General features: G+C 62.9%; 27 protein-coding genes. 13 read left to right on the forward strand and 14 right to left on the reverse strand.

Annotation, left to right across the window (positions count from 1 at the left end; genetic code table 11):
• Positions 1 to 18 precede the first annotated feature (18 nt).
• The 3 genes from EB230_RS03410 to dapD form a co-directional block, all read right to left on the reverse strand.
• Positions 19 to 396 (reverse strand): DUF805 domain-containing protein, encoded by a 378-nt coding sequence (locus EB230_RS03410; RefSeq protein ID WP_010912753.1) that lies wholly within the window; start codon positions 394 to 396, stop codon positions 19 to 21.
• On the reverse strand, positions 389 to 742 hold the full coding sequence (locus EB230_RS03415; protein ID WP_056573568.1) for a DUF805 domain-containing protein: 354 nt from the start codon (positions 740 to 742) through the stop codon (positions 389 to 391). Before EB230_RS03415 ends, EB230_RS03410 begins: the two co-directional genes overlap by 8 nt.
• Before the next feature lie 72 nt (positions 743 to 814).
• Positions 815 to 1,669 carry a 2,3,4,5-tetrahydropyridine-2,6-dicarboxylate N-succinyltransferase gene (dapD, locus tag EB230_RS03420; protein WP_056573572.1) on the reverse strand — a complete coding sequence of 285 codons (855 nt, stop codon included), beginning with the start codon at positions 1,667 to 1,669 and terminating at the stop codon, positions 815 to 817.
• Between the two features lie 227 nt (positions 1,670 to 1,896).
• On the opposite strand from dapD, the gene EB230_RS03425 reads away from it, so the two are divergent.
• Positions 1,897 to 2,742 carry an LOG family protein gene (locus EB230_RS03425; RefSeq protein WP_081294967.1) on the forward strand — a complete coding sequence of 282 codons (846 nt, stop codon included), beginning with the start codon at positions 1,897 to 1,899 and terminating at the stop codon, positions 2,740 to 2,742.
• Positions 2,743 to 2,857: 115 nt separating this feature from the next.
• On the opposite strand, the gene EB230_RS03430 is transcribed toward EB230_RS03425, so the two are convergent.
• Positions 2,858 to 3,562, reverse strand: coding sequence for a pyrimidine 5'-nucleotidase (locus EB230_RS03430; protein WP_056573581.1), 705 nt, complete (start codon positions 3,560 to 3,562; stop codon positions 2,858 to 2,860).
• A gap of 161 nt (positions 3,563 to 3,723) precedes the next feature.
• Between EB230_RS03430 and EB230_RS03435 the strand changes: the two genes are divergently transcribed.
• The 3 genes from EB230_RS03435 to EB230_RS03445 all read left to right on the forward strand — a co-directional run bounded on the left by EB230_RS03435 (position 3,724) and on the right by EB230_RS03445 (position 6,286).
• Positions 3,724 to 4,485, forward strand: coding sequence for a GGDEF domain-containing protein (locus EB230_RS03435; protein WP_172371368.1), 762 nt, complete (start codon positions 3,724 to 3,726; stop codon positions 4,483 to 4,485).
• A gap of 182 nt (positions 4,486 to 4,667) precedes the next feature.
• The gene (locus EB230_RS03440) at positions 4,668 to 4,850 is read left to right on the forward strand and encodes a hypothetical protein (RefSeq protein ID WP_056573587.1); all 183 of its coding nucleotides are present in this window, start codon (positions 4,668 to 4,670) and stop codon (positions 4,848 to 4,850) included.
• Complete coding sequence (locus EB230_RS03445; protein ID WP_172371370.1) at positions 4,847 to 6,286, forward strand: GMC family oxidoreductase; 1,440 nt, start codon at positions 4,847 to 4,849, stop codon at positions 6,284 to 6,286. Before EB230_RS03440 ends, EB230_RS03445 begins: the two co-directional genes overlap by 4 nt.
• A gap of 87 nt (positions 6,287 to 6,373) precedes the next feature.
• On the opposite strand, the gene EB230_RS03450 is transcribed toward EB230_RS03445, so the two are convergent.
• Positions 6,374 to 6,541, reverse strand: coding sequence for a hypothetical protein (locus tag EB230_RS03450; RefSeq protein ID WP_171883271.1), 168 nt, complete (start codon positions 6,539 to 6,541; stop codon positions 6,374 to 6,376).
• Positions 6,542 to 6,635: 94 nt separating this feature from the next.
• Between EB230_RS03450 and EB230_RS03455 the strand changes: the two genes are divergently transcribed.
• Positions 6,636 to 7,133, forward strand: a complete 498-nt coding sequence (locus tag EB230_RS03455; protein WP_172371372.1) for a MarR family transcriptional regulator — start codon at positions 6,636 to 6,638, stop codon at positions 7,131 to 7,133.
• Positions 7,134 to 7,182: 49 nt separating this feature from the next.
• On the opposite strand, the gene EB230_RS03460 is transcribed toward EB230_RS03455, so the two are convergent.
• Complete coding sequence (locus EB230_RS03460) at positions 7,183 to 7,815, reverse strand: TetR/AcrR family transcriptional regulator (RefSeq protein ID WP_172371374.1); 633 nt, start codon at positions 7,813 to 7,815, stop codon at positions 7,183 to 7,185.
• 103 nt (positions 7,816 to 7,918) lie between these two features.
• On the opposite strand from EB230_RS03460, the gene EB230_RS03465 reads away from it, so the two are divergent.
• Positions 7,919 to 8,323 carry a VOC family protein gene (locus tag EB230_RS03465; protein WP_172371376.1) on the forward strand — a complete coding sequence of 135 codons (405 nt, stop codon included), beginning with the start codon at positions 7,919 to 7,921 and terminating at the stop codon, positions 8,321 to 8,323.
• A gap of 81 nt (positions 8,324 to 8,404) precedes the next feature.
• On the opposite strand, the gene phhA is transcribed toward EB230_RS03465, so the two are convergent.
• Entirely contained in the window at positions 8,405 to 9,241 is an 837-nt protein-coding gene (phhA, locus tag EB230_RS03470) for a phenylalanine 4-monooxygenase (protein ID WP_172371378.1), read from the reverse strand.
• A 138-nt stretch (positions 9,242 to 9,379) separates the two neighbouring features.
• Here phhA and EB230_RS03475 point away from each other — a divergent pair, with 138 nt between their 5' ends.
• Together EB230_RS03475 and bchE are read left to right on the forward strand one after the other, a co-directional pair.
• Positions 9,380 to 9,856: an Lrp/AsnC family transcriptional regulator gene (locus EB230_RS03475; protein ID WP_023810775.1), complete on the forward strand. Its 477-nt coding sequence runs from the start codon at positions 9,380 to 9,382 to the stop codon at positions 9,854 to 9,856.
• Between the two features lie 117 nt (positions 9,857 to 9,973).
• On the forward strand, positions 9,974 to 11,536 hold the full coding sequence (bchE, locus tag EB230_RS03480) for a magnesium-protoporphyrin IX monomethyl ester anaerobic oxidative cyclase (protein WP_172371380.1): 1,563 nt from the start codon (positions 9,974 to 9,976) through the stop codon (positions 11,534 to 11,536).
• Positions 11,537 to 11,543: 7 nt separating this feature from the next.
• Here bchE and argB read toward each other — a convergent pair whose 3' ends face one another.
• Together argB and EB230_RS03490 are read right to left on the reverse strand one after the other, a co-directional pair.
• Complete coding sequence (gene argB / locus EB230_RS03485; RefSeq protein WP_056573602.1) at positions 11,544 to 12,437, reverse strand: acetylglutamate kinase; 894 nt, start codon at positions 12,435 to 12,437, stop codon at positions 11,544 to 11,546.
• A 159-nt stretch (positions 12,438 to 12,596) separates the two neighbouring features.
• Positions 12,597 to 14,096 carry an amidase gene (locus EB230_RS03490; protein WP_172371382.1) on the reverse strand — a complete coding sequence of 500 codons (1,500 nt, stop codon included), beginning with the start codon at positions 14,094 to 14,096 and terminating at the stop codon, positions 12,597 to 12,599.
• Positions 14,097 to 14,233: 137 nt separating this feature from the next.
• On the opposite strand from EB230_RS03490, the gene EB230_RS03495 reads away from it, so the two are divergent.
• The 4 genes from EB230_RS03495 (at position 14,234) to msrB (ending at position 16,988) form a co-directional block, all read left to right on the forward strand.
• A complete protein-coding gene (locus EB230_RS03495; RefSeq protein WP_056573608.1) occupies positions 14,234 to 14,773 on the forward strand; it encodes a sigma-70 family RNA polymerase sigma factor in 540 nt (179 codons plus the stop codon).
• The gene (locus EB230_RS03500; RefSeq protein ID WP_172374981.1) at positions 14,770 to 15,492 is read left to right on the forward strand and encodes an anti-sigma factor; all 723 of its coding nucleotides are present in this window, start codon (positions 14,770 to 14,772) and stop codon (positions 15,490 to 15,492) included. The genes EB230_RS03495 and EB230_RS03500 overlap by 4 nt, the downstream gene beginning before the upstream one ends.
• Positions 15,493 to 15,715: 223 nt before the next feature.
• Positions 15,716 to 16,273: a fasciclin domain-containing protein gene (locus EB230_RS03505; RefSeq protein WP_056573615.1), complete on the forward strand. Its 558-nt coding sequence runs from the start codon at positions 15,716 to 15,718 to the stop codon at positions 16,271 to 16,273.
• Positions 16,274 to 16,484: 211 nt separating this feature from the next.
• Entirely contained in the window at positions 16,485 to 16,988 is a 504-nt protein-coding gene (msrB, locus tag EB230_RS03510; protein WP_056573617.1) for a peptide-methionine (R)-S-oxide reductase MsrB, read from the forward strand.
• Between the two features lie 118 nt (positions 16,989 to 17,106).
• On the opposite strand, the gene EB230_RS03515 is transcribed toward msrB, so the two are convergent.
• Both EB230_RS03515 and EB230_RS03520 read right to left on the reverse strand, forming a co-directional pair.
• On the reverse strand, positions 17,107 to 18,702 hold the full coding sequence (locus EB230_RS03515; protein WP_172371385.1) for a DHA2 family efflux MFS transporter permease subunit: 1,596 nt from the start codon (positions 18,700 to 18,702) through the stop codon (positions 17,107 to 17,109).
• Positions 18,703 to 18,775: 73 nt separating this feature from the next.
• Positions 18,776 to 19,963 (reverse strand): HlyD family secretion protein, encoded by a 1,188-nt coding sequence (locus tag EB230_RS03520; protein WP_172371387.1) that lies wholly within the window; start codon positions 19,961 to 19,963, stop codon positions 18,776 to 18,778.
• 126 nt (positions 19,964 to 20,089) lie between these two features.
• On the opposite strand from EB230_RS03520, the gene EB230_RS03525 reads away from it, so the two are divergent.
• Complete coding sequence (locus EB230_RS03525) at positions 20,090 to 20,833, forward strand: TetR/AcrR family transcriptional regulator (protein WP_056573627.1); 744 nt, start codon at positions 20,090 to 20,092, stop codon at positions 20,831 to 20,833.
• Between the two features lie 43 nt (positions 20,834 to 20,876).
• Here EB230_RS03525 and yihA read toward each other — a convergent pair whose 3' ends face one another.
• The 3 genes from yihA to EB230_RS03540 form a co-directional block, all read right to left on the reverse strand.
• Entirely contained in the window at positions 20,877 to 21,536 is a 660-nt protein-coding gene (yihA, locus tag EB230_RS03530) for a ribosome biogenesis GTP-binding protein YihA/YsxC (RefSeq protein ID WP_056573631.1), read from the reverse strand.
• Complete coding sequence (locus tag EB230_RS03535; RefSeq protein ID WP_056573634.1) at positions 21,533 to 22,171, reverse strand: CatB-related O-acetyltransferase; 639 nt, start codon at positions 22,169 to 22,171, stop codon at positions 21,533 to 21,535. The genes yihA and EB230_RS03535 overlap by 4 nt, the downstream gene beginning before the upstream one ends.
• A 121-nt stretch (positions 22,172 to 22,292) precedes the next feature.
• On the reverse strand, positions 22,293 to 22,583 hold the full coding sequence (locus EB230_RS03540; RefSeq protein WP_244494109.1) for a hypothetical protein: 291 nt from the start codon (positions 22,581 to 22,583) through the stop codon (positions 22,293 to 22,295).
• Positions 22,584 to 22,747: the final 164 nt, after the last annotated feature.

Below are 22,747 nucleotides of genomic sequence, written 5' to 3' on the forward strand. Positions count from 1 at the left end.
ACCTGAGATCATCCGGCTCTAGGGTTGCGCCGGCTCGTTGGTACGGCGGCCATAGCGGTTGGGCCCAGGCTGCCCTGGAAACAGGCACAGTACAAGAAAGGCGACAATCGAGACGACCGGCACGAACAGGATCAGCGCGGCAATGCCCGGCTTGTCGAGGTCGTGCAGCCGCTTCACCGCCAGCGCGATGTTCGACCATAGCGAGGCAATGAAGGCGATGAAAAAGATGAACGACCACATGTTGCTCTCGGCCGAGCCTTCCGGCACCAGCGTGAAGCGATAGAGCGGGAACGCCTGGATGATGGCGACCAGCAAGCCACCAAGAAAATAGGCCGCGCGACTGACGCGGCCCGATGTCTTGAAGAAAAGCCAGGTGAGATTTGAACTGTCAGGCAAGCGGGTCCGATCCGTATTGATTGGCACCCTTGGCGCCTTCGAGAATGCCGCATTCCACCAGAAACCAGATCGCGCCGATGAAAGGCACCAGAATGATCAGGCTCCACCAGCCGGACTTGCCTCGGTCATGCCAGCGCTTGGCATAGACGGCGAAGACCGAATAGAGCATGGCCAACGCGTAGAGCAAATAGATAAAGCCGTACGGCATGTGGTTGAATGTCGTACCCAGTATGTTGTCGAGAATTGTGGCGATCACCGCGCCGACGAAAATCACGCCCACGCAAGCCCAGAACTTTGCGCGGTTGATGCGACCCTCATAGCTGGTCAGCAGATACTTCCAGTCCATGTCACCCCTCCATGTTGAACCAGCGCGACCGATTGTCGCGCCGGCGGAAGGTGCGCCCGCACGGCGGAAAGATCAATCGCGCAGCAATTCGTTGATCGAAGTCTTGGAGCGGGTCTTGGCGTCGACGCGCTTGACGATGACGGCACAGTAGAGGCTGGGGCCGGGTTCGTTGTTTGGAAGAGGCTTGCCGGGCAGCGAGCCGGCGACGACGACGGAGTTTGGCGGCACCTCGCCGTAGAAGATCTCGCCGGTGGCGCGGTCGACGATCTTGGTCGACTGGCCGATGAAGACGCCCATGCCGAGCACCGAACCCTCGCGCACGATGCAGCCCTCGACGACTTCCGAACGCGCGCCGATGAAGCAATTGTCCTCGATGATGGTGGGACCGGCCTGCATCGGCTCCAGCACGCCGCCAATGCCGACGCCGCCCGACAGGTGAACGTTCTTGCCGATCTGGGCGCAGGAGCCGACCGAGGCCCAGGTGTCGACCATGGTGCCGCTATCGACATAGGCGCCGACATTGACGAAGGACGGCATCAGCACGGCGCCTGGCGCGACATAGGCAGAGCGGCGCACGATCGACGACGGCACAGCGCGGAAACCCGCCTTCTCGAAATCGACGGCGCTCCAGCCGTCGAACTTGGAGGGCACCTTGTCCCACCAGACGGCCTGGCCCGGGCCACCCTTGATGACCTCCATCGGGTTGAGCCGGAAAGAGAGCAGCACGGCCTTCTTCAGCCACTGGTTGACGTGCCACTTGCCGTCGGCCTGCCGCTCGGCGACGCGGGCGCTACCGCGATCGAGCAGGTCCAGCGCCGACTGGATGGCGTCGCGCGTCTCGCCGCGTGTCGCGGTCGAAATGGAGTCGCGCTCCTCGAAGGCCTTCTCGATGGTCTTTTCGAGGCTCGCCAGATCGGGCTTCGACATGAATTTGCTCCATTACCAAGCTGTTAAGGGGCTGCGCCTTAACCTGTTTTGAGAGTCGCGCGGACCCCCAGGCATGCTTTGCATGCTTGGGTCTTTGCATGTAGCAGGTTCTTGTCGCAAAACCGCCGGACACTTTTGCGGAACCTGCTTATGTTAAGGCTCAATGGGGGTCAATCGTGGCTGCGTCACGGGACGACGCAAGTAAAGGAATTGGACGGGTGGATTCGATGACTCCCATGGAAAAGGCGGGATGGACGCCGCTGCCGCATTCGGACGAGGATCTGGAGCGGTCGAAAAGCGTGCCGGACACGCCGCAGACGCGGGCCGAGACGTACCGGCTTGCCTGGAACGACCCTGACTTCATGACGCGGCGCGAATTGCGGGCGGTCAGGCTGCAGCTCGAACTTTTGAAACCGGAAATGATCCTGGCCGAGCGTGGCATACGTTCGACGGTGATCCTGTTCGGGGGCGCGCGCCTGCCTGAACCTGGCGGCGAAGCCTGGGCGGCCAAGAACGAGACGCAGAAGAAGAACCTCGAGGAAAACAGCAAATATTACGAGGAGGCGCGCAAATTCGCCCGTCTTTGCTCACAGCAGTCGGCGGCGTCATACTACCGCGAATATGTGGTGGTGACCGGCGGCGGCCCTGGTGTGATGGAGGCCGGCAATCGCGGCGCCGATGACGTTGGGGCGCCGTCGATCGGGCTCAACATCGTGCTGCCGCACGAGCAGGCGCCGAACCCCTATGTGACGCCGGAGCTCTGTTTCAACTTCCACTATTTCGCCATCCGCAAGATGCATTTCGTCATGCGCGCCAAGGCGGTGGCGGTGTTTCCTGGCGGCTTCGGCACGATGGACGAGTTCTTCGAAACGCTGACCTTGATCCAGACCGGACGCATGGAGCGCGTGCCGGTGATCCTGTTCGGCAAATCCTTCTGGAAAAGGGCCATCGACCTCGACTTCCTCGCCGAGCAAGGCACGATCAGCCCCGGCGACCAGGACATCATCGATTTCGTCGACACAGCCGACGAGGCCTGGGGCATTATCAGCCGGTTCTACAAGTTAGGGGAGTAGGGCTGGGAGCTGGAGAATTGAGGAATTGAGGAATTGAGGAATTGAGGAATTGAGGAAAAAGGGGCCAGATCGTTCTTCAATTCCTCAGTTCTCCAATTCCCCAATTCCCCTCCACCTACTCCCTCTCCACAATCGCAGTCAGAAACCCCGCCAGATCGTCGGTGACGAAATCGACATCGTCATCCTGCGCGGGGTCGCGTTCCCAGATCTCGGAAAAGGTCGGCTCGAAATTGCGCGGCACCACCAGCACGGTGGTCATGCCCAGCGCCTTCGGCACCTCCAGGTTGCGGGCGAGATCCTCGAACATCACGGCATTGTGGCCGGTGACCGCGTGCAGTTCGGCGAACTTCTCATAGGTCTGGCGAGCGGGCTTGGGATTGAGGCCGGCGGCGACGATATCGAAGATGTCGTCGAAATGATCGAGGATGCCGAGCTGGCGCGCGGTGCGCTCGGCGTGCTTGCGGTCGCCATTGGTGAAGATGAACTTGCGGCCGGGAAGCTGGCGGATGGCGGTGCCGAGAACCGGGTCGGGCACCAGCCATGAATAGTCGATGTCATGGACCTTCTCGAGGAAATCGTCGGGATCGATGCCGTGGCGCGTCATCAGTCCGTTCAGCGTCGTGCCGTATTCGAGATAAAGCTCCTTCTGCAGCTTGCGCGCCTCGTCGCGCGGCAACGCCAGCAGCTCCCCGACATAGGCCGTCATCTTGACGTCGATCTGCGAGAACAGATTCGAATGATGCGGATAGAGCGTGTTGTCGAGGTCGAACACCCAGTCGGTGACATGTGCGAAGCGGGCGGGATCAGGCAGCGTGGTCATGCGCTCCTTATGGCATGAAACGGGGATTCTGAAAGGGACTTTATCCACAACTTCCACGCGCTTTTAGTGGTGGAAATGGCCTCACGATTCAAATTTTAAGCAACCGGGAAAGGTGGCCTTCAGGGCTTGCTGGCACAGAGACAGTCCTGTGGGAGCCCGCGATGAACAGCATCATTCTGAAATCCGCCGCTATCGCTTTTGCCTCCGTCGCCGCCTCTCTTCTGCTCACGCTGATCATCGTTCCGGCCATGGGATTTCCGATCAACCGGACGATCTGGCTGACCTCGACCCTCTGCCCGCTGGTCCTTGCATGGGTGGCCTGCATCAGCACCTTCTGGCAGAGCGACAGGCTGAAAAACGCGCACCGCGAACTGGCCCGGGCGCACGCCCAGCTTGCCGCGGCACACCGCCGCTTGTCGGAAAAGGCGAGCCGCGACGACATGACCGGCATGCTCAACCGGGAGAGTTTCTTCGCCGCGCTGGACGGCTCCCGGCGCAAGTCCGACCGCGGTGCGCTGCTGATCATCGACGCCGATCATTTCAAGAAGATCAATGACAGTTTCGGCCATCTGACCGGCGACGACGCCTTGCTGTTGATCGCCGGCGCCATCGAGCGCGGCGTGCGTAGCGGCGACGTGCTCGGGCGCATTGGCGGCGAGGAGTTCGGGGCGTTCCTGGTCGGAGCCACGGAAAAAGAAGCCAAGCGCGTTGCCGAGCGCATTCGCCGCGAGGTCGAGCTGATCCGCTTCCGGCCCGTCGACGAACGGACCATTCCGCTGACCGTCAGCATCGGCGGCACCGTCTGCGGAGAAGAGGCAAACGTCTCGGAGCTGATGCGTGCCGCAGACCAGCGCCTCTATCAGGCCAAGCATGCCGGCCGCAATCTGTCGATCCTCGATACGGACATTTCCGCGGCCGCCTGAGCGGCCGGCCCGACACACCCGCCTGTTAAGGAATTTCTAACCCTGTGTGCATTCGGTTGTACCGCTTGCCTGGCTTTTCGCTGCCCTGAGGCCTGACTTGGCACGATACTGGCGTCTGTGACGATGCGTGTGCCGTTCGGGGAATGGCATGCGCGTCGAAGCCCCTATGCGAGACACCTGTCATGAGTTTCTTCAAAAAAATGTCACGCCGCACACTCGTGCGGGCGATAATCGCACTGCCTGCCCTGTCCTTGTTCCGCAAGCTGCCCGAGGCCGGCGCCACCCATGCCAGTCGATCCCAGGCCGACCCGAACGAAATTGTCGAGGTCAATGGCTGGATCCTCAGGCGGAGCGACCTGGCATGATCTTCGACAGCTACGAGGCGTACCGCGCAGCCACCTTCAAGCCCAGGGTCTGCATTCTCGGTTCCGGTCCGGCCGGCACCACCATCGCCCGCAAGCTGAGCGCTGCCGGCATCCAGGTCGTCGTGCTGGAGGCCGGTTCGCGCGAGTTCAGCGACGAGTCGCAGGATTTCTACCGCGGCACCACGGTCGGCGACTTCTATTTCGATCTCGACATCACCCGGCTGCGGTATATGGGCGGCAGCTCCAACCACTGGGCCGGCTGGTGCCGCGTGCTCGACAATCAGGATTTCGAGCCGAAGGCCTGGGCACCCGACACCGGCTGGCCAATCCGCCGCGCCGACATCGAGCCCTACTTACCCGAGGTGCACGATATCCTCGAGCTTCCCGATTTCCGGCCTGACGTGCCTATCTCGGACGACATACGCTGGGTACAGCTGATCAAGAGCCCGGCTGTGCGCTTCGGCGAGAAATTCGCCGACGAGCTCGACAAGAGCCGCAACATCGCCGTCGTGCTCAACACCTATGCCACCGAACTCGCCGGCGACGGCAAACGGGTGACGGGCGCCAAACTGTGGTCCAACGGGCAGGATGCCGGCACCTTCAGCGCCGACTATTTCATCGTCTGTACCGGCGGGCTGGAGAATTCGCGCCTGCTTCTGTGGTCGAACCAGCGCTCCAACGGCGGCGTGGTCCCAAACGCCACGGCGCTCGGCCGCTACTGGATGGAACATCCGACCTTCGAGGGCGGCAATGCCATCCTGGCCGACTACAGCGAGTTCGAGGTCGATGCCGTCAACGAAGCCTTCTTCTCGCCGACGCTCGCCGCGATGGAGCGCCTGCGGATCATGAATTTCGGCATCAGGCTGATCGAGACGCCCTATGCCGGCGTCAAGCATGTGATTGCCGACCTCGCCTGCACGGCACCCGACATGGCCGAATGGGTCGCCTATCAGCTCAGCCAGAACCTGCGCTGCGCGGCCCAGCTCTACGTAGCCTGGGAACAGGCGCCGCTGGCCTCCAACCAGATCGAGCTGTCGAAGACCGATGTCGACCATGCCGGCGTGCCGCGCATCGAGTTGCACTGGAAGAAATCGGAGCTGGAACGCCGCACGCTTGTCGAAGGCCTGAAACTGTTCGGCACGACGCTCATCGAGAAGGATCTCGGCCGCGTTCGCCTGATGGACTGGATTGCCAACGCCGAGGACTACCCGACCGACGAGGAGACCGCTGGCCACCATCACATGGGCGGCACGCGCATGGGCACCGACGTTACCAGGAGCGTGGTGGACGCCAACTGCAAGGTGCACGGCATGGACAATCTCTATGTCGGCGGCTCCTCGGTGTTCTGCACCTCGGGTCAAGCCAACCCGACGACGACGATCACCGCGCTGGCCTGCCGGCTGGGGGACCATCTGAGCAAGGTGGTCGCGGTCTGACGGTTGCACCGCGAGCCCATTCGCTCCGCTGCGAGCCGATATGTCGCCGGAGCCGACAACGGCCCCGGCGGAAGCCCGGCAGGGCCGTCAAAAGCCGTAGATCGCGAGGCGCACCAGCACGGCCGCGGCGGCCAGCGCGACGAGCAGGATGCCGAGGCCGATGGGAGAGCCCCAGCCATACCATTCCATCGCCAGCTTGGCGTATTTGAATTCCTCCTCGTGCGAGAGGGGCGCACGCTGTTGAATCAGGCTCATTTTTCACTCCTTGTCGGCGACCGGCACTTGCCTTGTCGGGGCCCGGGCCGCATATTGTTGCGATAGTCTAAATGTTAGACGGATTGATAGTTAGATGATCGAAATAAATTCGTCAAGCGTGCATCGCGACGAGATGACGGCCGCGATCGGCCTTGCCGTGATGCAATGGCAGGACGCCACGCAGGCCTATGACGAAGCGGTCGGCACGAAGCTTGGATTGAACATGGCCGAACGCCATTGCATCGGGCTGCTCTATAGCGGCCCGCAATCGGCCGGCGCGATCGCGACCGCGACCGGGCTGACGCCGGCAGCGGTAACGGCGCTGATCGACCGGCTGGAAGCGCGCGGCCTGCTGACACGCACGCGCAGCCTTGAAGACAGGCGCAAGGTGGTGATCGAAGCGACCAAGGCGACCAGGGAGCTGTCGGCGCGCTACTACGGCGCCATCGCCGAGGAGGGCGAAAAGGTGATCGCCACCTTCAGCGATGCCGAGCTCGCGACCATATCGCGTTTCGTCAACGCAGCCCTCGACCTTCAGCGTGCACAACTCGCCCGGCTGAAGGCCGAGGGTGCGGACACCCCTGTGCGATAACGCGCCGTTTTATTCGCGGCGTCACCGCAAATGTCTGCGGGGACCCAGACTATTTCGGCTTGACCCCATAGGTGACAAGAAACGCCTCCACCGAGGCGTCCGCGTGCTGTTCCAGTTCGGCCCTGGAGCGCCGGTTGCTTCCCGTGAACATGGCTTCATTCATGGGGATCCAAAGAAGCATTCCAAAAAGATGGCTGGCCGCCAGATAGGGATCACTGGTCTGTATCAGTCCCCGGCTGGTGAGCTTTTGAAAGCAGGACGCCGTCGAGGCAAGCATGCGCTCAAACCCTTTTTCGTACCAGCTGCGGCCAAGCTGCGGCATTCGATCCGCGTTGGCGATGATCAGGCGCCGCAGCCTCAACAATTCTTCATCCATGAGCATCGTGATCAGACTTCGGGCAAGCTGCTGCAGGCCACCTTCCATGAATTTCGCCTCGGACAGCAGCGTCGTCACGGACTCGATGATGTCGTTGACCTGGGTGGCGGTTGACAGAACGACTTCGCCGAACAGCGTCTCCTTGTCGGTGAAATGCTTGTAGACGGTCTGCTTGGAAGCCCCCGCCCTGGTGGCGATTTCCTCCATGCTGGTCCCGTCATAACCCTTGCTGATGAACGCCGCCGTGGCCGCCTGGATGATTTCACGATCCTTGCGCGCCGATCTGGTCTCACCGTCGATTTCCATGGAATCCTCCTAACCAGTACTAGACGGTACCGTTCCCGCATGATAGTCACACCCACAGTACTAGACTGGCTAGTACCCGTCAACGAAAGCAGGGCTTATGCCGATGAGCAAAATGATCTTCGTTAATCTACCGGTGCGCGATCTGCAGGCAGCGACCAACTTCTATCTCGCGGTCGGAGGCACACTGAATCCGCAATTCTCGAACGACCAGGCCAGCTCGATCATGTTCTCGGATTCCATTGGGGTCATGTTGCTGACGCACCAGCATTACGGCCAGTTCACCACGCGTCAGATCGGCAACGCCAGGCGCGACAGCCACATGCTGATCGCCCTCACCGCCGGCAGCAAGGACGAGGTCAATGCGACGATCGAGAAGGGCGTGGCGGCCGGCGGCCGCGCCGATCCCAATCCGGCGCAGGACCTCGGTTTCATGTACAACCGCCACATCGAAGATCCCGACGGCTACGTCTGGGAGTTCTTGTGGATGAACCCGGCCGCCATGCAATAGCCTGTCGGGGTCAAAGCGTCCAAAGCGCGTCGCATTGAAACGGATCCATGCGACGCGCTCTGGGTCTTTGGGCGAGATGTATCAGACCGTCGCCGGGTCGAGCGCCGGCTGGCCCTTGCGGCGCGCCACGATCGCCTCGAAATCGGCGCCCTGGAAGGCATCGCGCAAGGCGTCGAAGGACGGCAGCACGAAATAGGCGCGCTGGAACTTGTCGATCTCGTAGCCGGTGCGCATCACCGTTTCGAGGTCGAAGGGCACGTGATGGGCGTCCTTGCCCTCGACGGCGAACTGCAGTTCGGTGAAGGATGACATCAGGCCGGCGCCAAAGGCTTTCAACGGCTGGCCGGCCTCGTGCATGAGGCCGTATTCGGCCGTGTACCAGTAGAGCCTTGTGATCATCTCGTCACCGCCGAGCGCGATGATGTCGCCGGCCCTCTTGCCATACATCTGCATGAAATCGGCGAATACCGGCTGCGACAGCACCGGCACGTGGCCGAAGAAATCGTGGAACATGTCGGGCTCGACGATGTAGTCGAGTTCCTGCCTGGTGCGCAGCCAGTTGGTGACCGGGAAGCGGCGATTGGCCAGATGATCGAAGAAGGGGGCGGCGGGAATGAGACCCGGCACCGCGACGATCTCCCAGCCGGTCAGCTTGCGCAGCTTGGCGCTGACATCCTCGAAATCGGGGATGCGGTCGAGCAGGCCGAGCTTGTCGACACCGTCGAGATAGGAATGATGGGCGAGCTTGCGCGTCAGTTTGGTCTGGCGGTCGCACAAAGTGCGCCATACCGCCTGTTCCTCGGCGCTGTAATCATAGCCCTGCGCCACGGTGAAATCGGCACGGCAGACCGAATAGTCGCCGCGCAACCCCTGTGCCGCGCAGTCGCGTGCATATTCGGCAACGGTCATCGTCGTCATGGTTTCCTCCTCGCAGATCATCGATTGCTGACGTGCCAAGAGGCTAGCCGGATTCGTCGAGGCAAATCGGTTTTGATGATGGTTCGGCGGCGATATTGGAGATAATATTCACTCACAATCCGCGCAGAAGGAGTGAAAATGCCTCAATTCGACGATTTCGAGATCAAGATGCTCGATGTCCTGCAACGTGATGGCCGCAAGCCGGTCTCCGAGCTGGCGCAAGAGATCGGCCTGTCGACGACGCCATGCGCACGACGCTTCGAGGCACTGCAGGACGCCGGCATCATCAAGGGCTTTGCAGCCGTGATCAGCCGCCGCGCGGTCGGTCTTATGGTCGAGGTGTTCATCCAGGTCCGCCTTGTCAGCCACAGCGACGGCTCGCCCGAGAGCTTCATTGCCGCCGTGCAGCGCATGGACGAGGTGTCCTCGTGCTGGACGATGACCGGCGACCACGATTTCCTGCTGCACGTGATGGTGCCGTCGGTCGACGAGCTCAACGCCTTCGTCATGCACCGGCTGATGCGGCTCGACGGCGTGCGCGACGTCCATACCCAACTGGTGCTGCAGAACATCAAGGGGCCAGGCCACGTGCCGCTCGCGCATCTCAGGCGATGACGGCGCCAGCCTTCCTCGTTGCCTGGGCAAAAGCTGCACGCAAACTGCTGAAACGAGCCAATCCGGGGTCCACATCCCAGATCAGCATACGCGGACCATCTCTCCATGAGGTCCGCCATGAAAATCGTCCTGATCAATCCACCGCACACCTCCATCGGCAGCCGCGTGCCCGACGACCATCTGCCGCCGCTCGGCCTGCTGGCGATCGGCGGCCCGCTGATCGATGCCGGTCATGACGTGCGGCTCGTCGATGCCGAATTCGGGCCGATGCCGCTCGAGAAAGTGGTGGGCGACGCTCTGCACGACTTCCCGGACTTCGTCCTGATCGGCCATTCCGGCTCGACCTCGGCGCACCCGACCGCCTTGCTGATCGCCGCGATGGTCAAGCAGCGCGAGCCGGCGACCATCATCATCTATGGCGGCGTTTTCCCGACCTATCACTGGCACGACATTCTGGCTGCGACGGATGTTTTCGACTTCATCGTGCGCGGCGAGGGCGAGGCGACCGTGGTGGCGCTGGTCGAGGCGCTGGAGATGCACCAGCCACCGGCGAGCGTGGCGGGTGTCGCCTTTCGCGACGCTCTGCGCCGGCCCTTCGCCACGCAGGCGGCGATGACCATTGCCGAGCTCGATGCCTACCGTGTCGGCTGGGAGCTGATCGACCATGACAGGTACAGCTATTGGGGTGGCAAGCGCGCCGTGGTGATGCAGTTTTCGCGCGGCTGCCCGCATCTGTGCAACTATTGCGGACAGCGCGGCTTCTGGACCCGCTGGCGGCATCGCGATCCCAAGAAATTCGCGCAGGAGATCGCCTGGCTGCACCGCGAACACGGCGTCGAATTGATCAATCTCGCCGACGAGAACCCGACGGTTTCCAAGAAGGCCTGGCGCGCGTTCCTCGACGCGCTCATCGCCGAGGACGTGCCGGTGCTGATCGTCGGCTCGACGCGTGCAGACGACATCGTGCGCGACGCCGACATACTGCATCTTTACCGCAAGGCCGGTGTCATCCGCTGGCTGCTTGGCATGGAAAACACCGACGAGCAGACGCTTCAATTGATCCGGAAGGGCGGCAGCACCTCATCCGACCGCGAGGCGATCAGACTGCTGCGCCACCACGGCATCCTGTCGATGGCGACCTGGGTGGCCGGCTTCGAGGATGAAGGGGTTCGCGACCTGTGGCGCGGCTTTCGCCAGCTCATCGCCTATGACCCCGACCAGATCCAGGCGCTCTATGTGACGCCGCATCGCTGGACGCCGTTCTTCAGCATCGCGCGCAACCGCAAGGTCATCCAAAAAGATGCTCGGCTCTGGGACTACAAGCACCAGGTACTGCACATGACGCGGCTGAAGCCGTGGGTGCTGTTCTTCAGCGTCAAGCTCATCGAACTTGCCGTGCAGTCCAGGCCGAAGGCGCTGGCGCGCATCCTGTTCCATCCCGATCCCGAGCAGCGCCACTCGATGCGCTGGTACACCAAAATGGGCCGCCGCGTCTGGTTCCGCGAAGTCTGGGGATTTCTGGTCGGCGACATCAGGGTGAAAGACGGCCCGACGCTTGCCGAATTCTGGGGCGCGCCGCAGGACGCCGAGGAAGAATCGATGACCGTTCGGCGCGCGGTGCCGAAACCGGCGCTTTCCACCGCAAATCGCGAACCGCCGGAGAAAAGATTAGCCGGCTGATATTTTACTAGGGCACGATCAGCGTGCCGGCGCCGTGCTCGGTGAAGAGTTCGAGCAGCACCGAATGCGGCGTCTTGCCGTTGAGGATGACGACGCCTTCGACGCCGCGCTCGATCGCCTCGATGCAGGTCTCGACCTTGGGAATCATGCCGCCCGAGACCGTGCCGTCCTTGATCAGCGCCCTGGCCTCGGCGACGGTCAGCTCGTCGATCAGCTTCTTGTTCTTGTCGAGCACACCCGGCACGTCGGTCAGAAACAGCAGGCGCGAGGCCTTGCAGGCGCCGGCGATGGCCCCAGCGAAGGTGTCGGCATTGATGTTGTAGGTGTGACCGTCGCGGCCGGGCGCCACCGGCGCCAGCACCGGGATCATCTCGGAGCGCGCCAGAAGGTCGAGCAGCGTGCGGTCTACCTCTACCGGCTCACCGACAAAGCCGAGATCGAGCACGCGCTCGATGTTGGAATCCGGGTCGATCATGGTCTTGCGCGCCTTTTCGGCGAACACCATGTTGCCGTCCTTGCCGCACAGGCCGATCGCCCACTCGCCCTCGGCATTGATCAGCGCGACGATCTCCTTGTTGATCGAGCCGGCCAGCACCATCTCGACGATCTCGACCGTCTTCTGGTCGGTGACGCGCAGCCCACCCTCGAATTTGGATTCGATGCCCATCTTGGTCAGCATGGCGCCGATCTGCGGGCCGCCGCCGTGAACGACGATCGGGTTGACACCGGATTGCTTCAACAGCGCGATGTCGCGGGCGAAAGCCTTGCCGAGTTCGATGTCGCCCATGGCGTGCCCGCCATATTTCACCACGACGGTCTTATGCTCGTAGCGCTGCATGTAGGGCAGGGCTCGCGACAGCAGGGCTGCCTGCATTTCGGCGGTGGCGGCGATGTCCGTCATCGGGGCGGTTCCCTGGCTTTTGGTTTGTGCATGCCGCTGCCCCAAAACCGCTAGGCATTTTGGGCCGACCTGCATCAGGTAAGGACGGCGGCGTCTTAGCGGGAATTGGCGCAGGGGGCAAATGGCATTGCTGTCATATTCGAACGTCTCACGACGTCGTCATCGCGACGGAACCATCAGGGGCGCCCTACGGCCCAGCCAACCCGAAATCTTCTCCATCTGCGCGGCGAAGGACAAAAGCGTCTCCTCGTCGCCCGGACGGCCGGCGGCCTGAATGCCGAGCGGCAGGCCGGCGTCGGTGACATGTACTGGCAGCGCGATAGACGGCTGGCCGCTGACATTGTGGATCGCCGGCCAGTGCGTGAACAGAAGGCTCTTGTCCATCAGCTGTCCGAACAGCGGCTTGAGCTTCAGCAGGGGCGTCAGGTGAAGCTTGTCGAGCAGGTTCTCGATCAGTTCATCGGCGCCTTTCGGATCCATGGCGCCGCAGGCGAGCGGCGGGTGGGCGATGATCGGCATCAGCACCGCGTCATAGTGCGCAGTTTCCTCGATCATCCGCCGCGAAGCGGCATGGAGCCGCTGCAGGCCGGCGTAGGTCTCGCCGGCCGAGACCATTTCGCCCAACCGGCCCAGCACCCGCGTGGCGCGCTCGATATCGCCGGTGACGGAACGGCCGACGCGCAGCGCTTCCGCTCGCAGCATGCCGGCTACGGCCGAAGCAACCGTCCTGCAGAAGTCGGCGAAGAAGTCACGGTCGATGAAGGGCAGGTCGATCTCTTCCACCGTATGGCCGCCCTCTCGCGCAAGCGCCACCGCCATGTCGAGCGCCTTCATTGTTTCGGCCGAGATCGGCAGGCCAAGCGGCGACTTGCGATAGACGGCCAGCCTCAGTTGGCCCGGATCGCGCGCGGCGGCGGCGGCGAACGTGCCCTTCGGCGGCAGCGCGGCATAGGGCGACAAGGAGTCCGGGCCATGGGTGAGGTCGAGCAGCAGCGCGGTGTCGCGCACCGAGCGGGTGACAGCATGGTCGACCACCATGCCGTACCAGCTTTCGCTCACCAGCGGCGTCAGCGGGATGCGGCCGCGCGAGGTCTTGAGGCCGACCAGGCCCGTGCAGGCGGAGGGCACCCGAATCGAGCCGCCGCCATCGGAGGCATGCGCCACCGGCACCACGCCGGCGGCGACGAGGGCTGCCGCGCCACCCGACGAGCCGCCGCTGGTGTGGCCGGTATTCCAGGGATTGCGGGTGATGCCGAAGGCCTTTGATTCAGTCATCAGCCGCAGCCCGTGCTCCGGCGATGTCGAGGTGACGATCGGGATCAGCCCGGCGGCAAGGTAGCGGTCGGTCATCACCGAATTGACCCCGGGCACCCAGGCGGGAATGCGGCTGCCGCCATGCGACGGCACGCCCTTGATGGCGATGCCGAGGTCCTTGATGGCGAAGGGCACGCCGGCCAGCGGCAGGGAGCGGTCGATGGTCCTGGCCCGCGCCCGCGCGGCCTCGTAGAGCGGCTCGGCCGTGGCATTGATTTCGGGCCGCGTGGCCTCGGCGCGCGCGATCGCCGCTTCGGTCAGCTCGATCGCCGACAGTTCGCCCCTGCGCACCAGATCGGCGAGGCCGGTTGCGTCTTCTTCCCAAAGGGTCCGTTCGACCGACATCAGCGCTCCCTGCTTTTGGACAAGCTAGCCAGCGGCGATTCCCTTGGCAATCGAAGCCGCCACCGAACGCCGGAGCTTCATGTGCACGGAATATTTCCGGCGTTGCAAATACAACGCAATCGCCTAATTTGGCTCGCATGACGCCGCAGGACATCTCGAAGCTGATCGTCCGGACTTCGATGAAGGATCGGGCTGCGTTCGATCTGCTCTACCGGCAGACCAGCGCGAAACTTTTCGGCGTCTGCCTTCGTGTATTGAACGATCGGGGAGATGCGGAAGAAGCGTTGCAGGAAGTCTTCGTCAAGATATGGACGAAAGCGGATCGTTTTGCTGTTTCCGATCTGAGCCCGATCTCCTGGCTGGTGGCAATCGCACGCAACCACGCGATCGATCGCATCAGGGCGCGGCGCAAGCCAGCCGCCGATATCGATGCCGCGCTCGATGTGGCCGATCCGGCACCGGGACCTGAAGCGATGGCGGTGGCGGGCGATGAATCCGAACGCATCCATCATTGCCTCGATGAGCTGGAGAAGGACCGGGCGGCGGCAGTCCGGGGCGCTTATCTCAAGGGCGAAAGCTATGCCGAACTGGCGGAACGCCATGGCGTTCCGCTGAACACGATGCGTACCTGGCTGCGCCGCAGCCTGATGAAACTCAGAGAATGTCTGGAAAGATGACGCTGGCAGAGGACAATGGACCGGAACGTGGAGGCGACGACCTGTTCGCCGCCGAATACGTTCTTGGCGTTCTGCCGGCGGAAGAGCGGCAGATCGCGATCAGGCGCATCGATGCCGAAGCCGAATTCGCACGGCTCGTCGACGGCTGGGAGGTTCATCTCTCGCCGCTGGGCGCGGCGTATCCGGAAATCGAGCCGCCGGCTTCGGTGAAGCCGGCGATCGATCGCCGGTTGTTCGCATCGACCGCGGCCACTTCAGTCGACGCACGCGCCGGCCTGTGGTCCAGCCTCGCCTTCTGGCGCGGCCTTGCCGCGGCGGCGGTCGCCGCGCTGGCGATCTACATTGCCATCCCTTACGTCAACCCGCCGGTCGCGCTGCCGCAGGCACGGCTCGTCGCCTCGCTGGCTGCCGATGGCAGCGACGTCAAATATCTCGCGGTTTACGATGCCGCGCATCACGAGGTCGGCCTGTCGCATGTCTCCGGTGAGCGTGCCGCCGGCAAGGACTTCGAACTTTGGATGATCGAGGGCAAGAATCCTCCGGTGTCGATGGGTATCATCCCGGTCGGGTCGACAGCGCATATTGTCGTCTCGCCGGCAGCCCAGCAGAAGCTTGCCCAGGGTGCGGTGCTGGCCGTCAGTCTTGAGCCCGCCGGTGGTTCGCCAACCGGGCAGCCCACCGGGCCGGTGGTGGCCGCGGGCGACCTGAAGAGCATCTGACCTCGCTTCTCACCGCGAAGCCGTCGCCAGAACAATTCCAATCTATCTTATGTCATGCGCGTCTAAACAGACGCGTAAGCCGGCAAAATGTTGCGTCGAATAAATCTCTTCTCCCGCCCGATTAAATTGAAAATCCAAAAATATTCTGAAACTCCCGCGTTTGTGTTCCGTATCTCCTCGCGTCCCCAAGAATGGGAAGAGAAACCCGAGGAGTTTGAACGTTATGCGTAGATTCGCCACCCTTTTGCTCGCCGGTACGATCGCTGTCTCCGCGCTTGCCACCGCCGCCTATGCCGAAAACCCGATGGTCGGCGGCGCCGCCATGTATGCCAACAAGACCATCGTCGAGAATGCCGTCAATTCGAAGGATCACACGACCCTGGTCGCCGCCGTCAAGGCTGCCGGCCTGGTTGAGACCCTGCAGGGTGCCGGTCCTTTCACAGTGTTCGCGCCGACCAACGAGGCCTTCGCCGCATTGCCGGCCGGCACGGTCGACACGCTACTCAAGCCCGAGAACAAGGACAAGCTCGTCAAGATCCTGACCTGCCATGTCATCGGCGCCAAGGCGATGGCGGCGGACGTGGCCTCGATGGCCAAGGCCGATGGCGGCACGCACAAGGTCAAGACGGTCGGCGGTTGCGAGCTGTCGCTCAAGGCCGATGGCGGCAAGGTCACCGTCACCGACGAGAATGGCAATGTCGCCAATGTAACGATCGCCGATGTCGAGCAATCCAATGGCGTCATTCACGTCATCGACAAGGTTCTTCTGCCGAAGATGTAACAAAGGGCTTGCCGCGCACGAAGATGCAGCAAGAGCTCTCCGTCGATCGCGTCGTCCCGCTCCCGTGATGCGCAGTCGACACGCATGCTCCGCGCCGCCCACGATCAACCGTGGAACGGCGCGGAGTGTCGTTTTAGGGCAAACCGTCACCGGCTTTTGATTTCCGCGTGGCGGTATAGTTTGGCAAAAGAGAAGACAGGAGGAACTGGCCATGAACCGTCGCGACTTTCTTTTGAGCGGTGCCGCCACCATCGGCGTCGTCGGGGCCGCGTCAACCCTGCTGCGCATGAGCAGCCCGCAAGCCGCGCAGGCCGCCGAGAAATTCGAGATCACCAAGACAGACGATGAGTGGAAAGCGATCCTGTCGCCGGCCGCCTTCGACGTGCTGCGCAAACAAGGCACGGAGTATCCGGGCACCAGCCCGCTGCTCAACGAGCACCGCAAGGGCATTTTCGCCTGCGCCGGCTGCGATCTGCCGGTCTATCCCTCGGAGACGAAGTTCGATTCCGGCACCGGCTGGCCGAGCTTCTGGCAGGAGATCGCCAACGGCATCAGCAAGACCGAGGACCGGTCGCTCGGGATGACACGCACCGAGGTGCATTGCCGCCGCTGCGGCGGCCATCTCGGCCATGTCTTCGACGATGGCCCGGCGCCGACCGGCCTGCGCCATTGCATCAACGGCGTGGCGCTGAGCTTCAAGCCCGCCACGGCCTGAACAGGCTATACATGAAAAAACTCCGGGTCTTGCGGCCCGGAGTTTTTTTGCGCTGTCAGGGTTTCGGGCGTGGACTGGAGGAACTTCCCGAAACCGCTGCCGGCGGATGGATCTCTATTCAATGCCCGCCGCCGCCGCCACCACCGGGCGCGGCCGGCTTGTTGATCAGCATGGTGAACAGGCCGAGCGTCGCGAACAGCACGGTCAGCATGTAGAACACGTCCATGAAGGACAGCAGCGCCGCCTGCTGCTGGACCATGCCCGACAGCTTGGAGATCGCCGCGCTGGCCGCATCGAGGCCGGTGGTCTGCTCGAAGTTGAGCGTCATGTTCTGCAGCTTGGTCTGCGCGGCCGCACTGCCCCACTGCACATGCTCGGAGAGCCTTGCGTAGTGGAAGGCGTTGCGATCGATCAGCACGGTGTTGATAAGGGCAAGGCCGACGGCACCGCCGAGGTTGCGGGTGAGGTTGAACAGGCCGGACGCATTCTTCAGCCGGTCCGGCGGCAAGGTGCCGAGCGCGATGTTGTTGATCGGCACCATGCACAGCATCATCGAACAACCGCGCAGGATCTGCGGGATGAGCAGCTCGTAGAAATCCCAGTCGGCGGTCAGATGCGTCATCCACCAGGTGCCGGTGGCGAAGCCGAAGAAGCCGATCATCATCATCAGCCGCAAATCCATCTTGCTCGACAGGATGCCCGAGATCGGGGCGGTGACGAACATCGCCAGGCCGCTGACGAACAGCGCCTCGCCGATCATCATCGAATCGTAACCCCGGATACGGCCAAGGAAGACCGGATAGAGATAGGTCAGGCCGTAGAGACCGATGCCGATGACGAAGGAGAACAGCGAGCCGAAGGCGAAGTTGATGTTGCTGAACGCCCTGAGGTCGACGATGGGTTCCTCGGCGGTGAAGACCCGCCAGAAGAAGACCACCGCGCCGACAGTCATGACGATGGCGCAGATGAACACCCCCTGGTCCTGCAGCCAATCATTGTTCGGGCCTTCCTCAAGCACATATTCCATGCAGCCCAGGAAGGCCGCCATGCCGGCGAGGCCCCACCAGTCGAACTTGTTGAACAGCTTGAGATTGGGCTTGTCGAAATCGATCAGCGACCAGGCGGCGGTCGCCACCAGGATGCCGGGCACGACATTGACCAGGAACAGCCAGTGCCATGAAAAGGCGTGACTGATATAGCCGCCGACGGTCGGACCGATGGTCGGCGCCAGCGTCGCCACCAGGCCGATCATCGGCGAGACGATGGCGCGGCGCGAGGGCGGGAAGATGGTGAAGGCCGCGGCAAAGACGCTCGGGATCATGCCGCCGCCGATGAAGCCTTGCACGGCGCGGTAGACGATCATCTGGTCGATGTTGGTGGCGGTCGCCGCAAGGGCGCTGGCCGCGGTGAAGCCGGCGGCGGCGATGGTGAACAGCACGCGTGTCGACAGCATGCGGCTGAGGAAGCCGGACAGCGGGATCATGACCACCTCGGCGATCAGATAGGCCGTCTGCACCCACGGGATTTCGTCGGAGCTGGCGCTGAGGCCCGCCTGGATCTCGGCCAGCGAGGCCGAGACGATCTGGATGTCCAGGATCGCCATGAACATGCCGAACACCATCGCCAGGAAGGCGATGATACGGCGTGTGGAAATGGTGTCGGGGACCGCCGGCCGTGCCGGCGGCGCTCCTGCGGTGATTGTTGCGGTTGCCATTGCGTGGGCCTCCTTGAGGCAGGCCGGGCGGCTCGGTGCTCAACCAGCCACCGAGCCGCCCTCCGAAAAGCGCTTAGTTGGTCGTGGCGACAGGTGCGGTGCGGCTGTCGACGTTGACGACAACGCTCAAGCCCGCGCGCAGCTTGCCGGTCTTCAGGGCATCGGCCGGGACGTCGATGCGCACCGGGACGCGCTGCACGACCTTGGTGAAGTTGCCGGTGGCGTTTTCCGGCGGCAGAAGCGAGAAAACCGCTCCCGAAGCCGGAGCCAGCGACGAGACGGTTCCCTGGATGGGCTGGCCGTCGATGGCGTCGACCGAGATGTTGACCTTTTCGCCGGGAACCAGCCGGGCAAGCTGGGTCTCCTTGAAGTTGGCGACGATGTAGAGCTTGTCCATCGGCACGACGACGGCGAGCTTCTGGCCGGGGCTGACGAGATCGCCCTGCTCAACCGAGCGGTTGCCGACGACGCCGTCATAAGGCGCCTTGAGCACGGTGAAGGACAGGTCGCGCGCGGCCTTGTCGCGGTTGAGCTGCAAGGAGGCGAGCGTGCTCGCCGACTCGGCGCGCTGCGCCTCGAGCACACTGATATTGGCCTGCGCGGCGGCGATCTGGGCATCGGCACCGACGAGAGCGGCATTGGCCTGGTCGAGCGCGGTCTGGGCGTCGTCCAGTTGTGCCTGCGTGCCGACATGCGTCTTGACCAGCTGCGCGGCGCGCTGCTGGGCCCGACCGGCATTGTCGGCCGCGGCCTGATCGGCGACCTTCTGCGCCTGCGCCTGCTGCAGGGAGGCCTGCGCGGCCTTGGTCTGGGCGTCGATGCGGTCAAGCGTCTTCGACAGCGTGGCGATCTGCGCCTCGGCCTGCGCGACAGCGATCTTGTAGTCGCCATCGTCGATGGTCAGCAGCGGATCCCCAGCCTTGACCAGCTGGTTCTCGCTCACCTTGACCTGGTCGACATAGCCGGAAATCTTGGGCGAGACGAACGCCATGTCGGCCTGGACATACGCGTCGTCGGTCGAGATCATGAAACGGCCCGTGGTCCAGTAGTCGTAGCCGTACCAGGCGCCGCCGCTCAGCAGGGCAAGGCCGATGATCGGCAGCAGGAAGGAGCGCACCGAGCGCTTCTTCCTGGCCGGAGCTTCAGCCGCCGGCGGCGGTGCGACCGGCTGGACGGGAATCTCCGGTGCTTCCGTCGCCGGAGAGACCTTGGCGTTGGGGAAAGGGCGGACTTCGGCGGTGGTGGGCGCGTTCGAGGACATGACATCTCTCTAAAGTAATAATACTGAACCGTTCGGTTCGATCTGGGCGTTGACATAGCGTGAAAAGAGGACCATATCAAGAGGCAATCGAACCGGTTGGTTCGAATTATTTCGAGGTGTCACCCCATGGCCGAAACCAAAGCCGAAACCTCAGCCAATATCGAAAAGGAACAGTGCGACCTGCTGGACAGCCTGCGCCGCGGACGCCCTGCGGCCGGACAGGACCCGGTCAAGCGCAGCCAGATCATCGATGGCGCCCGCCGTGTCTTCATAGACAAGGGCTTCGAGGCCGCCTCGATGAACGACATCACGCGCGAAGCCGGCGTGTCGAAAGGCACCATCTATGTCTATTTCGCCAACAAGGAAGAGCTGTTCGAGGCGCTGATCGAGGAAGAGCGCGGCACCATCTTCAAGAACATGTACGACATGCTCGACCGCGCCGACGACCTGCGCCAGACGCTGGTGAAGTTCGGCAAGGTGCTGTCCATGAAGATCACCTCGGCCAAGGTCATCCAGGCCCAACGCACCGTGATCGGCGCCTCCGACAGGATCCCCGACATGGGCGCGCGTTTTTACGAACGCGGACCCAAACGCGGCCATGACAAGGTGGTGGAATTCCTCAATGCCGCCATCGAACGCGGCCTGCTCGAGATCGACGATGTCGATCTTGCCGCCTACCAATTCACCGAACTTTGCCTGGCCGGCCTTTTCCGGCAGTGCATCTTCGCCTACCGGACCAAGGCGCCGAACCAGGATGAGATCGACCACATCGTCCGGTCGGGGGTCGCCATGTTCCTGAAGGCCTACGGCACCGAAAGGCTCGCCGAGGAGGAAAGCCACCAGATGATTGCCCTGGAGGCAAAGGCATAGGGCCAGCCGGGCGGCTCATCGGGACCGGCCCGATCTCCCTTCCCTAGCCGCCATTGGCGGCAAGCACGATCGCGGCCTGCAATTCCTCCAGGCCTTCGCCCTTTTCCGATGACGTCGCCAGGACGAATGGAAACGCCGCGGGACGCTTCTTGATCTTCTGCAGCGTCTCCTCGATCAGCCGCGGCACGCCGGCGACCTTGATCTTGTCGGTCTTGGTCAGCACGATCTGGTAGGATACCGCCGCCTTGTCGAGCAGCGACAGCACTTCGTCGTCCTTGGCCTTGATGCCGTGGCGGGCATCGATCAGCACATAGACCCGCTTCAGCGTGACGCGGCCCTTGAGATAGTCGAAGACCAGTTTGGTCCATTCGTCGACCTTCTCCTTGGGCGCGGTGGCGTAGCCGTAGCCCGGCATGTCGACCAGCGCCATCGGCGGCAGGTCAGCGCCCTCGCCCGAAAATCCGTCCGGCACGAAATAGTTGAGTTCCTGCGTGCGCCCCGGGGTGTTGGAGGTGCGGGCCAGCCCCTTCTGGTTGACCAGAGCATTGATCAGCGAGGACTTGCCGACATTCGAGCGGCCGGCGAAGGCGATTTCCGGCGGCCCTTCCGGCGGCAGGAATTTCATGGCCGGCACGCCGCGGATGAAAATCCACCCGCGCGTGAACAGGTCGGTGCCGATCACGGTGCTGTTTTGAGCGTTCAAGCTGCTGCCTCCAGAAGAGAGATATCGGCGCCCCTGATGGCATCGAGGTTGCGGCCGATCTTGTCCACCGGCCAATCCCACCATGCCAATGCCAGCAGCCGCCTGATCGTCCTGTCGTCGAAACGCATCTTCACCGTCTTGGCCGCGTTGCCGGCAACAATCGCATAGGGCGCAACATCATGCGTCACCACGGATTTGGCGGCGATGATGGCGCCATGGCCGATCTCCACGCCGGGCAGGATCACCGCCTCCATGCCGATCCAGACATCGCTGCCGACCACCGTGTCGCCACGCACCTCCCTCGACCATGTCGCCGGGTCAAAGCCCTTTTCCCAGCCATGGCCGAAAATGTTGAACGGATAGGTCGAAAAGCCTGACATTGCGTGGTTGGCGCCGTTCATGATGAAGCGCGCGCCTTCGGCGATGGCGCAGAACTTGCCGATAATGAGCTTGTCGCCGATGAAGGGATAGTGGTGAAGCACGCATTTGCGCGCGAATTGGTCCGGCCCGTCCGGGTCGTCATAATAGGTGAACTCGCCGATCTCGATGTTCGGCTCCGTCACCAGCGGCTTCAGGAAGCCGACACGCGTGTGCATCGGGATCGGATGCTTGATGTCGGGGTTGGGTCCGTCCATATCGGTTCGTCCGGGAATTGGCAGACAGGCGCATCCGCGGCCGAAGGCGCCTGGTCAAAATAACGTGATCCGCCCTATAGCACCAATCGGCCGGGGAGCCAGTCTCCCGTGGCGAGCAAACTCATTTGTTGCCGCGGCAGATCACGATCGGATTGGACAGCGCGCTGTCGAAACCGCTGCCCTGATAAACGGTGACATTCGAGGCTCCGGGCGGCAGCAGGAAGGTGCCTTCGACGACTTTCTGGTCGCCTGATGCCATGTGGAGAGCCCAGCTAAACGTGCAGAATTGCGGCGGTGCCTTGGGTTCAACGTGGCTGCAGTTCAGTTGCGCGCCGCCCAGCATCGCGGCGCCACCGCAACTGACCGCGTCCTTCGCGACCGCCGCGCCCGGGCACCCGACAAGCGCCGTCACGGCCGCGATCCTGATCCAATTCATCGTCGAAGTCCTTGCCGGAAAATTCGCGCCGCGAGGCGTCTTCTCCGCACCGTGGCCCATGAAATTTTTCTTCCGCGCGGCTTAGTGCGTCTTGCGCGCGCCGTCCAGCAGGATTATGTGCATGATGATAATAAGCATGC

The organism is Mesorhizobium sp. NZP2234, from assembly GCF_013170765.1.
GTDB lineage: Bacteria > Pseudomonadota > Alphaproteobacteria > Rhizobiales > Rhizobiaceae > Mesorhizobium > Mesorhizobium loti_D.

Bases quoted from the DNA above. Each gene is read 5' to 3' on its own strand.
- msrB (WP_056573617.1), top strand. From the start codon at position 16,485: ATGAACCGTCGCGACTTTCTTTTGAGCGGTGCCGCCACCATCGGCGTC.
- EB230_RS03415 (WP_056573568.1), bottom strand. From the start codon at position 742: ATGGACTGGAAGTATCTGCTGACCAGCTATGAGGGTCGCATCAACCGC.
- bchE (WP_172371380.1), top strand. From the start codon at position 9,974: ATGAAAATCGTCCTGATCAATCCACCGCACACCTCCATCGGCAGCCGC.
- EB230_RS03475 (WP_023810775.1), top strand. From the start codon at position 9,380: ATGCCTCAATTCGACGATTTCGAGATCAAGATGCTCGATGTCCTGCAA.
- EB230_RS03495 (WP_056573608.1), top strand. From the start codon at position 14,234: ATGACGCCGCAGGACATCTCGAAGCTGATCGTCCGGACTTCGATGAAG.
- EB230_RS03490 (WP_172371382.1), bottom strand. From the start codon at position 14,096: ATGTCGGTCGAACGGACCCTTTGGGAAGAAGACGCAACCGGCCTCGCC.
- argB (WP_056573602.1), bottom strand. From the start codon at position 12,437: ATGACGGACATCGCCGCCACCGCCGAAATGCAGGCAGCCCTGCTGTCG.
- EB230_RS03445 (WP_172371370.1), top strand. From the start codon at position 4,847: ATGATCTTCGACAGCTACGAGGCGTACCGCGCAGCCACCTTCAAGCCC.
- EB230_RS03425 (WP_081294967.1), top strand. From the start codon at position 1,897: ATGACTCCCATGGAAAAGGCGGGATGGACGCCGCTGCCGCATTCGGAC.
- EB230_RS03525 (WP_056573627.1), top strand. From the start codon at position 20,090: ATGGCCGAAACCAAAGCCGAAACCTCAGCCAATATCGAAAAGGAACAG.
- dapD (WP_056573572.1), bottom strand. From the start codon at position 1,669: ATGTCGAAGCCCGATCTGGCGAGCCTCGAAAAGACCATCGAGAAGGCC.
- EB230_RS03465 (WP_172371376.1), top strand. From the start codon at position 7,919: ATGAGCAAAATGATCTTCGTTAATCTACCGGTGCGCGATCTGCAGGCA.
- phhA (WP_172371378.1), bottom strand. From the start codon at position 9,241: ATGACGACGATGACCGTTGCCGAATATGCACGCGACTGCGCGGCACAG.
- EB230_RS03515 (WP_172371385.1), bottom strand. From the start codon at position 18,702: ATGGCAACCGCAACAATCACCGCAGGAGCGCCGCCGGCACGGCCGGCG.
- EB230_RS03505 (WP_056573615.1), top strand. From the start codon at position 15,716: ATGCGTAGATTCGCCACCCTTTTGCTCGCCGGTACGATCGCTGTCTCC.
- EB230_RS03460 (WP_172371374.1), bottom strand. From the start codon at position 7,815: ATGGAAATCGACGGTGAGACCAGATCGGCGCGCAAGGATCGTGAAATC.
- EB230_RS03500 (WP_172374981.1), top strand. From the start codon at position 14,770: ATGACGCTGGCAGAGGACAATGGACCGGAACGTGGAGGCGACGACCTG.
- EB230_RS03435 (WP_172371368.1), top strand. From the start codon at position 3,724: ATGAACAGCATCATTCTGAAATCCGCCGCTATCGCTTTTGCCTCCGTC.
- EB230_RS03430 (WP_056573581.1), bottom strand. From the start codon at position 3,562: ATGACCACGCTGCCTGATCCCGCCCGCTTCGCACATGTCACCGACTGG.
- EB230_RS03520 (WP_172371387.1), bottom strand. From the start codon at position 19,963: ATGTCCTCGAACGCGCCCACCACCGCCGAAGTCCGCCCTTTCCCCAAC.
- EB230_RS03455 (WP_172371372.1), top strand. From the start codon at position 6,636: ATGATCGAAATAAATTCGTCAAGCGTGCATCGCGACGAGATGACGGCC.
- EB230_RS03440 (WP_056573587.1), top strand. From the start codon at position 4,668: ATGAGTTTCTTCAAAAAAATGTCACGCCGCACACTCGTGCGGGCGATA.
- EB230_RS03450 (WP_171883271.1), bottom strand. From the start codon at position 6,541: ATGAGCCTGATTCAACAGCGTGCGCCCCTCTCGCACGAGGAGGAATTC.
- EB230_RS03535 (WP_056573634.1), bottom strand. From the start codon at position 22,171: ATGGACGGACCCAACCCCGACATCAAGCATCCGATCCCGATGCACACG.